General features: G+C 56.6%; 8 protein-coding genes and 3 pseudogenes. 7 read left to right on the top strand and 4 right to left on the bottom strand.

Annotated features, from left to right (window positions below; genetic code table 11):
- Positions 1-7 precede the first annotated feature (7 nt).
- Positions 8-1,016 (top strand): annotated as a pseudogene (gene ruvB / locus K5I40_RS01380) (Holliday junction branch migration DNA helicase RuvB).
- Between the two features lie 96 nt (positions 1,017-1,112).
- Here ruvB and znuB read toward each other — a convergent pair.
- Together znuB and znuC are read right to left on the bottom strand one after the other, a co-directional pair.
- Positions 1,113-1,898 (bottom strand): zinc ABC transporter permease subunit ZnuB, encoded by a 786-nt coding sequence (gene znuB, locus K5I40_RS01375; protein WP_138369351.1) that lies wholly within the window; start codon positions 1,896-1,898, stop codon positions 1,113-1,115.
- On the bottom strand, positions 1,895-2,650 hold the full coding sequence (gene znuC / locus K5I40_RS01370) for a zinc ABC transporter ATP-binding protein ZnuC (protein WP_039030823.1): 756 nt from the start codon (positions 2,648-2,650) through the stop codon (positions 1,895-1,897). The genes znuB and znuC overlap by 4 nt, the downstream gene beginning before the upstream one ends.
- A 77-nt stretch (positions 2,651-2,727) precedes the next feature.
- Here znuC and znuA point away from each other — a divergent pair, with 77 nt between their 5' ends.
- From znuA to lpxM, 3 genes and pseudogenes are all read left to right on the top strand, one after another.
- Positions 2,728-3,672, top strand: coding sequence for a zinc ABC transporter substrate-binding protein ZnuA (gene znuA, locus K5I40_RS01365; RefSeq protein ID WP_223073997.1), 945 nt, complete (start codon positions 2,728-2,730; stop codon positions 3,670-3,672).
- A 15-nt stretch (positions 3,673-3,687) separates the two neighbouring features.
- Positions 3,688-5,009 (top strand): annotated as a pseudogene (gene mepM / locus K5I40_RS01360) (murein DD-endopeptidase MepM).
- 46 nt (positions 5,010-5,055) lie between these two features.
- Positions 5,056-6,094: pseudogene (gene lpxM / locus K5I40_RS01355) on the top strand (lauroyl-Kdo(2)-lipid IV(A) myristoyltransferase).
- Between the two features lie 107 nt (positions 6,095-6,201).
- Here the strand turns inward: lpxM and pyk are convergent.
- Positions 6,202-7,644, bottom strand: a complete 1,443-nt coding sequence (gene pyk / locus K5I40_RS01350) for a pyruvate kinase (protein WP_039030820.1) — start codon at positions 7,642-7,644, stop codon at positions 6,202-6,204.
- 122 nt (positions 7,645-7,766) lie between these two features.
- Entirely contained in the window at positions 7,767-8,672 is a 906-nt protein-coding gene (locus tag K5I40_RS01345) for a MurR/RpiR family transcriptional regulator (RefSeq protein ID WP_072036696.1), read from the bottom strand.
- Positions 8,673-8,993: 321 nt separating this feature from the next.
- On the opposite strand from K5I40_RS01345, the gene zwf reads away from it, so the two are divergent.
- The 3 genes from zwf to K5I40_RS01330 all read left to right on the top strand — a co-directional run bounded on the left by zwf (position 8,994) and on the right by K5I40_RS01330 (position 13,196).
- Positions 8,994-10,469: a glucose-6-phosphate dehydrogenase gene (gene zwf / locus K5I40_RS01340; protein ID WP_039030819.1), complete on the top strand. Its 1,476-nt coding sequence runs from the start codon at positions 8,994-8,996 to the stop codon at positions 10,467-10,469.
- A 234-nt stretch (positions 10,470-10,703) separates the two neighbouring features.
- Positions 10,704-12,515, top strand: coding sequence for a phosphogluconate dehydratase (edd, locus tag K5I40_RS01335; protein WP_039030818.1), 1,812 nt, complete (start codon positions 10,704-10,706; stop codon positions 12,513-12,515).
- A 39-nt stretch (positions 12,516-12,554) separates the two neighbouring features.
- Positions 12,555-13,196: a bifunctional 4-hydroxy-2-oxoglutarate aldolase/2-dehydro-3-deoxy-phosphogluconate aldolase gene (locus K5I40_RS01330; RefSeq protein WP_039030817.1), complete on the top strand. Its 642-nt coding sequence runs from the start codon at positions 12,555-12,557 to the stop codon at positions 13,194-13,196.
- The last annotated feature ends 13 nt before the right edge of the window (positions 13,197-13,209 follow it).

Below are 13,209 nucleotides of genomic sequence, written 5' to 3'. Positions count from 1 at the left end.
GTAAAGGATGATTGAAGCAGACCGTCTGGTCTCAGCAGGCAGCGTTCAGACAGAAGATCTGGTGGACAGGGCGATCCGCCCGAAGCTGCTTGATGAGTATATTGGCCAGCCGCAGGTGCGCTCGCAGATGGAGATCTTTATCCAGGCGGCGAAACTTCGCGGCGATGCCCTCGATCACCTGCTGATTTTCGGCCCGCCAGGGCTCGGGAAAACCACCCTTGCCAATATCGTCGCCAACGAGATGGGCGTCAATCTGCGCACCACCTCCGGCCCGGTGCTGGAAAAGGCGGGCGATCTGGCGGCGATGCTGACCAACCTCGAACCCCACGATGTGCTGTTTATCGATGAGATCCATCGCCTGTCACCGGTGGTGGAAGAGGTGCTCTATCCGGCGATGGAAGACTACCAGCTGGATATCATGATTGGCGAAGGCCCGGCCGCGCGTTCGATTAAAATCGACCTCCCGCCTTTCACCCTGATTGGCGCCACCACCGCGCGGTTCCTTAACCTCGCCGCTGCGCGATCGTTTCGGCATCGTGCAGCGCCTTGAGTTTTACCAGGTGCCCGATCTCCAGCACATTGTGAGCCGCAGCGCGCGCTACATGGGGCTGGATATGAGCGAAGAGGGGGCTTTCGAAGTGGCGAAGCGCTCCCGCGGCACGCCGCGTATCGCCAACCGCCTGCTGCGCAGGGTGCGCGATTTTGCCGAAGTGAAGCACGACGGCACCATCTCGCTGGATATTGCTGCCCAGGCGCTGGATATGCTGAACGTCGATGCCGAAGGGTTTGACTATATGGACCGTAAGCTGCTGCTGGCGGTGCTGGACAAGTTCTTCGGCGGGCCGGTGGGGCTGGATAACCTGGCGGCGGCGATTGGTGAAGAGCGGGAAACCATCGAGGATGTGCTGGAGCCGTATCTGATCCAGCAGGGCTTTTTGCAGCGTACGCCGCGCGGGCGCATGGCGACGGTGCGGGCGTGGGATCATTTTGGCATTACGCCGCCACAGATGCCTTAATCACTTTGGGCATTGCCGGGTGGCGACTGCGCCTTACCCGGCCTACAAAAGCGCAATTCCGTAGGCCCGGTAAGCGTAGCGCCACCGGGCAATACCTCAGCTGGCAGGCTTCTTCATCATGCTGAAGATAAACAGCGTAGCCGCACACAGCACCACGGACGGCCCGGCAGGGGTGTCATAAAATGCCGAGAAGGTTAATCCGCCGGTCACCGCGATCATCCCCACACCCACGGCCACACCGGCCATCTGCTCCGGCGTACGGGCGAAACGACGTGCGGTGGCGGCAGGGATAATCAGCAGGGAGGTGATGATCAGCGCCCCGACAAACTTCATCGCCACGCCAATGGTCAACGCGGTCACCAGCATCAGCAGCAGTTTTACGCGCTGCAGTTTCACGCCATCAACAAAGGCTAAATCCGGGCTGATGGTCATTGCCAGCAGGTTGCGCCACTGCCACAGCAGGATAGCCAGAACAATCACAACCCCAATGGCGATGGCAATTAAGTCGTCCGGCGTGACCGCCAGCAGATCGCCAAACAGATAGGCCATCAGATCCACGCGGATGTTGGACATCAGGCTCACCACCACCAGACCCAGCGACAGGGCGCTGTGGGCCATGATCCCAAGCAGCGTATCCACCGCAAGGTGCGGGCGTTTTTCAAGCCACACCAGACCCGCCGCCAGCAGCAGCGTTACCGCAATCACCGCGTAAAAAGGATTCACATCCAGCAGTAAACCAAACGCCACCCCCAGCAGAGAAGCATGGGCCAGCGTATCGCCAAAGTAGGACATCCGGCGCCAGACGACAAACGAGCCCAGTGGACCCGCCGCGCAGGCGAGCATTATCCCGGCCAGCCAGCCGGGCAGTAATAGTTCAATCATGAGTTACCGTTTCCCCGGCGAAGGACAATGCGTCCCTGCAAATCATGGCGGTGGTTGTGATGGTGGCGATAAATGCCCAGCTGTTCAGCGCCGCGTGGGCCAAACATCGAGATAAATTCGGGATGCATGGAGACCACTTCCGGCGTGCCGGAGCAGCAGATGTGGTGGTTCAGGCAGAGCACTTCGTCGGTTTTCGCCATCACCAGATGCAGGTCGTGGGACACCATCAGCACGGCGCAGTCCAGCTCTTTACGCAGCTGATCGATCAGGTCATACAGCGCAACCTGTCCGTTAACATCCACACCCTGAGTCGGCTCGTCGAGCACCAGCAGCTGCGGTTTGTTCAACAGCGCACGGGCCAGCAGCACGCGCTGGGTCTCGCCGCCGGAGAGCTTTTGCAGGGGGGCTTCGATCAGATGCCCGGCCTGCACACGCTTAAGCGCCGGAAGAATATCCTCTTTGCGCGTATCGGGGCGCAGTCTCAGAAAGCGGCTGACCGTCAGCGGCAGCGTGGCGTCAAGGTGCAGCTTCTGAGGTACATAGCCAATACGCAGCTGCCGGTCACGCTTGATCAGGCCTGAGTCCGGTGCTACCAGGCCGAGTACAACCCGCACCAGCGTGGACTTACCCGCACCGTTTGGACCCAGAAGCGTCAGAATTTTGCCGGGTTTCAGATCCAGCGAAACGTCAGAGAGGACGCGGCGCTGACCAAATGAAACCGAAATATTTTCGAGAGATACCAGATTCGTCATGTCAATTTATGCTTGCAGAAGTCATCGAATGTTATAATATCACATTCCACACGTTTATTACGATGATAAGTCGCATTATGTTACAGAAAAATACGCTTCTTTTCGCAGCACTATCCGCTGCACTTTGGGGTTCAACAGCACAAGATGTTAACGCCGCCGTAGTCGCTTCGCTTAAACCGCTCGGTTTTATCGCCTCAGCTATCGCTGATGGGGTCACTGAAACGCAGGTTTTACTGCCTGATGGCGCCTCAGAACACGACTATTCCCTGCGTCCTTCCGATGTAAAACGCTTACAAAACGCGGACTTAGTTGTTTGGATTGGTCCCGACATGGAAGCCTTCATGCAGAAGTCAGCGAATCAGTTGCCTGAGGCTAAACAGGTTAATATTTCTAATCTGGCAGGCGTGAAACCGCTTCTCATGAAAGGGGAAGACGACGACGATCACGACCACGATCATGACCATGGTAGCGCGGAAAAAGGTGACGAGCATCACCATCATGGTGAGTACAATATGCACCTCTGGCTCTCACCAGAAATAGCGCGGCTTTCGGCGGTTGCAATCCACGAAAAATTAGTGGAACTTATGCCGCAAAGTCGAGCCAAACTAGACGCCAACCTGAAGGATTTTGAGGCACAACTTGCCGCAACCGACAAGCAGGTGGGTACCGAGCTCGCACCATTGAAAGGTAAAGGATATTTCGTTTTTCATGATGCCTACGGCTACTACGAAAAACACTACGGTCTTACGCCGCTTGGCCACTTCACCGTGAATCCAGAAATTCAACCTGGTGCGCAGCGTTTACATGAAATCAGAACACAGTTGGTTGAGCAAAAAGCGACCTGCGTTTTTGCTGAGCCACAGTTCAGGCCAGCGGTCGTTGAAGCCGTGGCAAGGGGTACGTCCGTGCGTATGGGCACCCTTGACCCACTGGGAACCTCTATCCAGTTGAGCAAAGCGAGCTATTCGCAGTTCCTCAGCCAACTGGCGAACCAGTATGCGAGCTGCCTGAAAGGAGATTAACGAGGAAGTGATTACGTGCAACAGATAGCCCGCTCTGTCGCCCTGGCATTTAACAATCTGCCCCGGCCCCACCGCGTCATGCTGGGGTCGCTTACAGTTCTCACCTTAGCGGTCGCCGTCTGGCGACCCTTTGTCTATCATCCTAATTCCGCACCGGTTATCAGGACCATCGAGCTGGAAAAGAACGAAATCCGCTCGCTGCTGCCGGAAGCCAGTGAACCTATCGATCAGGCGCCACAGGAAGAAGAAGCCATCCCTCAGGATGAGCTGGATGAAAAAACCGAAGCCGAAGTCGGCGTGCACGAATATGTCGTGTCAACGGGCGATACCTTAAGCAGCGTGCTGAATCAGTACGGTATCGATATGGGCGAAATCAGCCGTCTTGCTGCCTCTGATAAAGATCTGCGAAACCTGAAAATTGGCCAGCAGCTCTCCTGGACCCTCACCGACAGCGGTGATTTACAGCGCCTGACCTGGGAAGTCTCCCGTCGTGAAACCCGTACCTACGATCGCGTTGAAAACGGTTTCAAGATGAGCAGCGAAATGCAGCAGGGCGACTGGGTTAACAGCGCCATCAAAGGCACCTTAGGCAACGGCAGCTTTGTTGCCAGCGCCCGTGACGCAGGGCTCACCAGCGGTGAAATCAGTTCCGTGATCAAAGCCATGCAGTGGCAGATGGACTTCCGTAAGCTGAAAAAAGGCGATTCATACTCGGTGCTGATGTCCCGCGAAATGCTGGACGGCAAGCGCGAGCAGAGCCAGCTGCTGGGGGTTCGTTTACGCTCGGACGGTAAAGATTATTACGCCATCCGCGCCGAAGACGGTAAATTCTACGATCGTAACGGTACCGGTCTGGCGAAAGGCTTCTTACGCTTCCCGACCTCAAAACAGTTCCGTGTCTCTTCGAACTTTAACCCGCGTCGTCTGAATCCGGTCACCGGTCGCGTTGCGCCGCACCGTGGCGTGGACTTCGCCATGCCGCAGGGCACGCCGTTCTGGCAGTCGGTGACGGCGAAGTTGTAATGGCAAAACGCAGCGGCGCGGCAGGCTATTATGTCGCCGTCCGTCACGGGCGCACCTATACCACCCGCTATATGCACCTGCGTAAGCTGCTGGTGAAGCCGGGCCAGAAGGTTAAACGTGGCGACCGTATTGCGCTCTCCGGTAATACCGGCCGTTCAACCGGTCCGCACCTGCATTATGAAGTATGGATCAACCAGCAGGCGGTCAACCCGTTAACGGCCAAGCTGCCGCGTACGGAAGGGCTGACCGGCAAAGACCGCAGCGATTATCTGGCGCAGGTCAAAGAGGTTATTCCGCAGCTGACGCTGGATTAATTCTGCAGCAATCAAAGCCGGTGCATGACTGCACCGGCTTTTTCTTTTGTGCCTTGCGCATGGCCTCGCTAAACTAACGCATTACTCTTTTAAGCATCACCCGCCCTGGAAAAAGCATGGAAACCCAAAAACAACAGTGAATACATTCCGGAATTTGAGAAATCCTTTCGTCACCCGCGCTTCTGGGGCGCCTGGCTGGGTGTCTATGCCTTTGCGGGTATTGCGATGCTCCCGGCGTCCGTGCGCGATCCTCTCCTCGGTAAAGTAGGGCGCCTGGCGGGTAGGCTGGGTAAAAGCGCCCGCCGTCGCGCGCAGATCAACCTCTTTTACTGCTTCCCGGAAAAGAGCGAAGCGGAGCGTGAAGCGATCATCGATGAGATGTTCACCACCGCACCGCAGGCGATGGCGATGATGGGCGAGCTGGCTATTCGCGGGCCAGAAAAAGTGGCCAGCCGTGTCGACTGGAAAGGGCTGGAGATCATTGAGGAGATGCGTCGCAACGACGAAAGGTGATTTTCCTGGTGCCGCACGGCTGGGGCGTGGATATCCCGGCGATGCTGATGGCCTCCCAGGGGCAGAAAATGGCGGCGATGTTTCACAATCAGGGGAACAAGGTCTTCGATTACGTATGGAACACGGTGCGCCGTCGCTTTGGCGGCCGCCTGCATGCCCGTAACGACGGCATCAAACCCTTTATTAAGTCCGTTCGCCAGGGCTACTGGGGCTATTATCTGCCGGACCAGGATCACGGGCCTGAACACAGCGAGTTTGTCGATTTCTTTGCCACCTATAAGGCGACCCTGCCCGCCATTGGCCGGTTAATGAAAGTATGCCAGGCGCGGGTGATCCCGTTATTCCCGATTTACGATGGCAAAACCCATCGCCTGACGATTGAAGTGCGCCCGCCGATGGATGACCTGCTCACCGCTGACGACAATACGATTGCGCGCCGGATGAACGAAGAGGTGGAGATTCTGGTGGGGCCGCATGCGGAGCAGTACACCTGGATCCTGAAGCTGTTGAAGACGCGTAAGCCCGGCGAGAAAGAGCCGTACAAGCGCAAAGAGCTGTATCCGAAGAAATAAAGAAATGAAGAAATAAAAATACCCCTCACCCTGACCCTCTCCCCATAGGGGAGAGGGAAGAGTCACCTGGCCGGGTAAGCGCAGCGCCACCCGGCAAAACCGTCGAATTACTCGACGGTCATCACGCGGGTGGTGTTGGTCGAACCGATGGTGCTCATCACATCGCCCTGAGTCACGATAACGATATCCCCGGAGACCAGATAGCCTTTATCGCGCAGCAGGTTCACGGCGTCGTTGGCCGCAGCCACGCCGTCGCTGTTGCTGTCGAAGAACACCGGCGTCACGCCACGGTACAGGGCGGTCAGGTTCAGGGTGCGCTCATGACGGGACATAGCGAAGATCGGCAGGCCGGAGCTGATACGGGAGGTCATTAGCGCGGTGCGGCCGGATTCGGTCATGGTGATGATGGCGGTAACGCCCTTCAGGTGGTTTGCCGCATACATGGCGGACATCGCAATCGCTTCTTCCACGTTGTCGAACTGAATGTCCAGACGGTGCTTGGAGACGTTGATGCTTGGGATCTTCTCTGCACCCAGGCAGACACGCGCCATCGCGGCCACGGTCTCTGCCGGATACTGACCTGCAGCGGTTTCGGCTGACAGCATCACGGCATCGGTGCCGTCGAGCACGGCGTTCGCCACGTCCATAACTTCCGCACGGGTCGGCATTGGGTTAGTGATCATCGACTCCATCATCTGGGTCGCGGTGATCACAGAGCGGTTAAGCTGACGCGCGCGGCGGATCAGCGCCTTCTGGATCCCGACCAGTTCCGGGTCGCCAATTTCAACGCCCAGGTCACCACGGGCTACCATCACCACGTCGGAGGCCAGGATGATGTCATCCATCGCATCCTGACTGCAGACCGCTTCAGCACGCTCTACTTTTGCCACGATTTTGGCATCGCAGCCTGCATCGCGCGCCAGGCGGCGGGCATAGTTCAGATCTTCGCCGCAGCGCGGGAAGGAGACGGCCAGATAATCCACGCCGATTTCAGCGGCGGTGATGATGTCAGCTTTGTCTTTTTCGGTCAGGGCTTCGGCAGAGAGGCCGCCGCCCAGCTTGTTAATGCCTTTATTGTTGGAGAGCGGGCCGCCAACGGTCACTTCGGTGAAGACCTTCATGCCATTCACTTCCAGCACTTTCAGCTGAACGCGGCCGTCGTCGAGCAGCAGGATATCGCCCGGCACCACGTCAGCAGGCAGTCCTTTATAGTCGATCCCGACTTTCTCTTTATCGCCTTCGCCTTTGCTCAGGTTGGCGTCGAGCAGGAACTTATCACCGATGTTGAGGAAAACTTTGCCCTCTTTAAAGGTGGAAACACGAATCTTTGGACCCTGCAGATCACCGAGGATAGCAACATGACGTCCCAGTTTTGCCGCGATCTCACGGACCTTGTCTGCACGTAATTTATGATCTTCCGGCGTACCGTGAGAGAAGTTCATACGCACTACGTTGGCGCCTGCGGCGATGATTTTCTCGAGGTTATTATCGCGGTCAGTTGCCGGGCCTAAGGTAGTAACGATCTTGGTTCTGCGAAGCCTTCTGGACATGTAATACTCCGTTGTCTGAAACAACCTGGTGTTGCGTGAACGATGATTCGGCACGTTGTCCGTCTTTATTGAAACTGGAAACTTACCGAATGCCGAAAAAGAAACAACTAAGTTATTGACGATCAGGGAACATCGCCCTTAATGAACAATTCTTTATCAAAACGCGATTCCTTAAGCGCTTCCTTGACGCGCTTCAAGTTATCTCTGAATTTCGCCCCGCGGCGCAGGGTAAAGCCGGTGGCGAGCACATCGATGACGGTAAGCTGCGCCAGACGCGACACCATCGGCATATAGATATCGGTGTCTTCGGGCACGTCGAGGGTGATCGCCAGGGTCGCTTCACGCGCCAGCGGTGTACCGGTGGTGGTGAGCGCAATCACCATGGCATCGTTTTCACGCGCCAGCTGCGCCAGTTCAACCAGACTTTTGGTGCGGCCAGTATGCGATATCAGGACCACCACGTCATCTTCGTTACAATTCATACAGCTCATGCGTTGCAGCACGATGTCGTCAGAATAGATAACCGGGACGTTAAAACGAAAAAATTTGTTCATCGCATCGTGGGCGACCGCGGCGGATGACCCGAGGCCAAAGAAGGCAATTTTCTTTGCCTGGGTCAGCAGATCCACAGCGCGGTTAACCGAGGTCATATCCAGCGACTGGCGCACCTGATCCAGCGTCGCCATGGCCGATTCGAAAATTTTGCCGGTATAGGCCTCCACGCTGTCGTCTTCATCAACGTTACGGTTCACATAAGGCGTACCGTTCGCCAGACTTTGCGCCAGATGCAGTTTAAAATCAGGGAATCCACGCGTCTCCATGCTGCGGCAGAACCGGTTGACGGTCGGTTCGCTAACCCCGGACTCCTGCGCCAGGGCGGCAATGCTGGAATGAATGGCCTGAGCGGGGGCGGCGAGAATTACTTCAGCCACTTTTCGCTCGGATTTGCTAAGGTGTTCCAGTTGAAACTGGATTTTTTCCAGCATGTTCATTTTTAACACGACGCTCATCGGTGGAAGCGATTTCATTAATGGGTGAAATCGCGATTCGAATTAGCAAGAATATACGCCTGTGATATGCCGAAAGGGTCATACCGTGGAAAAATGTTGTTGTTTTTTTTCATTACTTGATCGCTGTCGGATTTTAGCAACGGCCTGGCAGAACAAAGTTTCACCTGTTTCACCGCCATGACCCGACCCGATGCGCGCCGCGGGCGAAATATCGCCGTATCGCACGCGAGGATAAGCGCAAATGGTTTCGGGAATGACGTAAAAGCAGTACAGTGCATGTAATAAAATTACAACGATATTCTGGCAAAAGCACCAGGGTATCCAACTGAGGAGAATGACATGGCGGTAACGCAAACAGCCCAGGCATGTGACCTGGTCATTTTCGGCGCGAAAGGCGATCTTGCACGCCGTAAATTGCTGCCTTCCCTGTATCAACTGGAAAAAGCGGGTCAAATCCACCCGGACACCCGCATCCTGGGCGTAGGCCGTGCGGACTGGGATAAAGACGCGTATACCAAAATCGTGCGTGAAGCGCTGGAAACTTTCATGAAAGAGAAAATCGATGAAAGTTTATGGGATACGCTGAGCGGACGTCTTGATTTCTGCAACCTCGACGTGAACGACACGTCGGCATTTGCCAACCTGAGCGCAATGCTCGATCAAAAAAATCGCGTCACCATTAACTACTTCGCCATGCCGCCAAGCACCTTCGGCGCCATCTGCAAAGGGCTGGGCGAAGCGAAGCTGAACGCCAAGCCTGCGCGCGTGGTGATGGAAAAGCCGTTGGGCACCTCGCTGGCGACCTCCCGCGAAATCAACGATCAGGTCGGCGAATACTTTGAAGAGTGCCAGGTTTACCGTATCGACCACTATCTCGGTAAAGAGACGGTACTGAACCTGCTGGCGCTGCGCTTTGCCAACTCCCTGTTCGTGAATAACTGGGATAACCGCACTATCGATCATGTGGAGATCACGGTAGCGGAAGAGGTGGGTATTGAAGGACGCTGGGGTTACTTTGACCAGGCCGGTCAGATGCGCGACATGATCCAGAACCACCTGCTGCAGGTTCTCTGCATGATTGCCATGTCTCCGCCGTCGGATCTCAGCGCGGACAGCATTCGCGACGCGAAAGTGAAAGTCCTGAAGTCCCTGCGCCGTATCGATCGCTCCAACGTGCGCGAAAAAACGGTCCGCGGCCAGTACACCGCCGGCTTTGCCCAGGGCAAAAAAGTGCCGGGCTACCTGGAAGAAGAGGGCGCGAACAAAACCAGCAACACCGAGACGTTTGTGGCGATCCGCGTGGATATTGATGACTGGCGCTGGGCGGGAGTTCCGTTCTACCTGCGTACCGGTAAACGTCTGCCTGCGAAATGCTCTGAAGTGGTCGTGTATTTCAAAAACCCGGAACTGAACCTGTTCAAAGAGTCCTGGCAGGAGCTGCCGCAGAACAAACTGACCATCCGTCTGCAGCCGGACGAAGGCGTGGACATTCAGGTACTGAACAAGGTGCCGGGTCTGGACCACAAGCACAACCTGCAGACCACCAAGCTGGATCTGAGCTACTCCGAAACCTTCAACCAGACGCATCTGGCGGATGCTTACGAGCGTCTGCTGCTGGAAACCATGCGCGGTATTCAGGCGCTGTTCGTACGCCGTGACGAAGTGGAAGAGGCGTGGAAGTGGGTCGACTCCATCACTGAAGCATGGGCGGCAGATCAGGACGCACCGAAACCGTATCAGGCGGGCACCTGGGGACCGGTTGCCTCGGTGGCGATGATCACCCGTGATGGCCGTTCCTGGAACGAGTTCGAATAAGGTTTACCGCTAATCCCTACGGGGTATTTTACCGGTAACATGATCTGGCTCAGGCCAGCGCACAATAATTAATCATTTAAGCTCCGGGTGGATTTCCACCCGGAGCTTTTTTTATTACACTGCCTGCAGCGATTTTGCCTCAGAGCTCCGGCAATCAAGCGTTTCAGCGATGTTACTACCTGCTAAACACTTTGTTAATTCCAGAGCGCGGACAGATAAATGACAGGAGCTTCTATGAATTCGACATTGTTACGGGTAACACAGCGCATCGTTGAGCGTTCAAAACAGACCCGTTCTGCCTACCTCGCTCGCATCCAGCAGGCGAAGTCCGATACGGTTCATCGTTCGCAGCTGGCCTGCGGCAATCTGGCGCACGGTTTTGCTGCCTGCCAGCCAGAAGATAAAGCCTCGCTGAAAAGCATGCTGCGTAACAATATCGCCATCATCACCTCCTACAACGACATGCTCTCGGCGCACCAGCCGTACGAGACCTACCCGGATATCATTCGTAAAGCGCTGCACCAGGCCAATGCGGTAGGCCAGGTCGCGGGCGGTGTGCCTGCCATGTGCGACGGTGTAACTCAAGGCCAGGACGGGATGGAGCTGTCCCTGCTGAGCCGCGAAGTGATCGCCATGTCCACGGCGGTGGGGCTTTCCCATAACATGTTTGATGGCGCGCTCTACCTCGGCGTGTGCGACAAGATTGTCCCGGGCCTGACGATGGCGGCGCTGTCGTTTGGTCATCTGCCTGCGCTGTTCGTACCGTCAGGCCCGATGGCGAGCGGCCTTGCCAACAAAGAGAAAGTGCGTATTCGCCAGCTCTATGCCGAAGGCAAAGTGGATCGCATGGCGCTGCTGGAGTCCGAGGCCGCCTCCTACCATGCTCCGGGTACCTGTACCTTCTACGGCACCGCTAATACCAACCAGATGGTGGTGGAGTTTATGGGGATGCAGCTGCCCGGTTCGTCGTTTGTCCATCCTGACGCCCCGTTGCGCGAAGCGCTGACCGCAGCCGCTGCCCGCCAGGTGACCCGTCTGACCGGTAACGGCAACGAGTGGATGCCGCTCGGTAAAATGGTCGACGAGAAAGTGGTGGTGAACGGTATCGTAGCCCTGCTGGCGACGGGCGGCTCTACAAACCACACCATGCACATGGTGGCGATGGCGCGTGCGGCCGGGATCCAGATCAACTGGGATGATTTCTCTGACCTGTCTGAAGTGGTTCCGCTGATGACCCGTCTGTATCCGAATGGCCCGGCCGATATCAACCATTTCCAGGCCGCGGGCGGCGTCCCGGTGCTGATGCGTGAGCTGATGAAAGGCGGCCTGCTGCATGAAGATGTTAATACCGTGGCCGGTTTCGGTCTGAAACGCTACACCTTAGAGCCGTGGCTGAACGACGGCGAGCTGGACTGGCGCGAAGGGGCGCAGGCCTCGCTGGATGACAGCGTAATAGCCACCTTTGACAAGCCCTTCTCCCACCACGGCGGCACCAAAGTGCTGAACGGCAACCTGGGCCGTGCGGTGATGAAGACCTCTGCGGTTCCGGTGGAAAATCAGGTTATTGAAGCCCCGGCAGTGGTTTTCGAAAGCCAGCATGACGTGCTGCCAGCCTTTGAAGCCGGTCTGCTGGACAAAGATTGCGTCGTTGTTGTCCGTCATCAGGGACCCAAAGCGAACGGAATGCCAGAATTACATAAACTAATGCCGCCACTTGGTGTATTATTGGACCGCCGTTTCAAAATTGCGTTAGTTACCGATGGACGCCTCTCCGGTGCATCGGGTAAAGTGCCTTCCGCCATCCACGTCACCCCGGAAGCTTATGACGGTGGACTGCTGGCGAAAGTGTACGATGGCGATATCATCCGCGTTAACGGTCAGACAGGCGAGTTGACCTTACTGGTGGATGAGGCGGTACTGGCCGCACGTAAGCCGCATATTCCTGACCTGAGCGCATCGCGCGTGGGAACGGGACGCGAAATGTTCAGCGCGTTACGCGAGAACCTCTCGGGTGCAGAACAGGGCGCGACCTGTATTACGTTTTAAGACGACAAGAATTATCGATCTGGCGAGAGAAAAACTCTGATGAAAAACTGGAATACAAGTGCAGAAGCAATCCTGAAAACTGGCCCGGTAGTGCCGGTTATCGTGATTAATAAGCTGGAACACGCAGTCCCGATGGCGAAAGCGCTGGTTGCGGGCGGTGTACGCGTACTGGAAGTCACGCTGCGTACTGCCTGTGCAATGGATGCCATTCGCGCCATCGCCAAAGAAGTACCGGAAGCCATCATCGGTGCAGGCACCGTCCTGAACCCGCAGCAGCTGGCTGAAGTGACCGAAGCCGGTGCGCAGTTTGCCATCAGCCCGGGCCTGACCGAGCCTCTGCTGAAAGCCGCTACCGAAGGCTCCATCCCGCTGATCCCGGGCATCAGCACCGTTTCTGAGCTGATGCTGGGTCTGGACTACGGCCTGCAGGAGTTCAAATTCTTCCCGGCGGAAGCCAACGGCGGCACCAAAGCGCTGCAGGCTATCGCAGGTCCGTTCGCTAACGTCCGTTTCTGCCCGACTGGCGGTATCTCTCCGGCGAACTACCGTGACTACCTGGCGCTGAAGAGCGTGCTGTGCATCGGCGGCTCCTGGCTGGTTCCGGCGGACGCGATGGAAGCGGGCGACTGGGATCGCATCACCAAGCTGGCGCGCGAAGCGGTAGAAGGCGCGCAGCAGTAAGGTTTTGGTCGTT

The sequence above is a fragment of the Leclercia sp. LTM14 genome (genome assembly GCF_023736175.1).
Classification (GTDB): Bacteria; Pseudomonadota; Gammaproteobacteria; order Enterobacterales; family Enterobacteriaceae; genus Enterobacter; species Enterobacter barmai.
The sequence above is the reverse complement of the archived record's forward strand: the minus strand, read 5'-3'. Positions and strand labels throughout refer to the sequence as shown.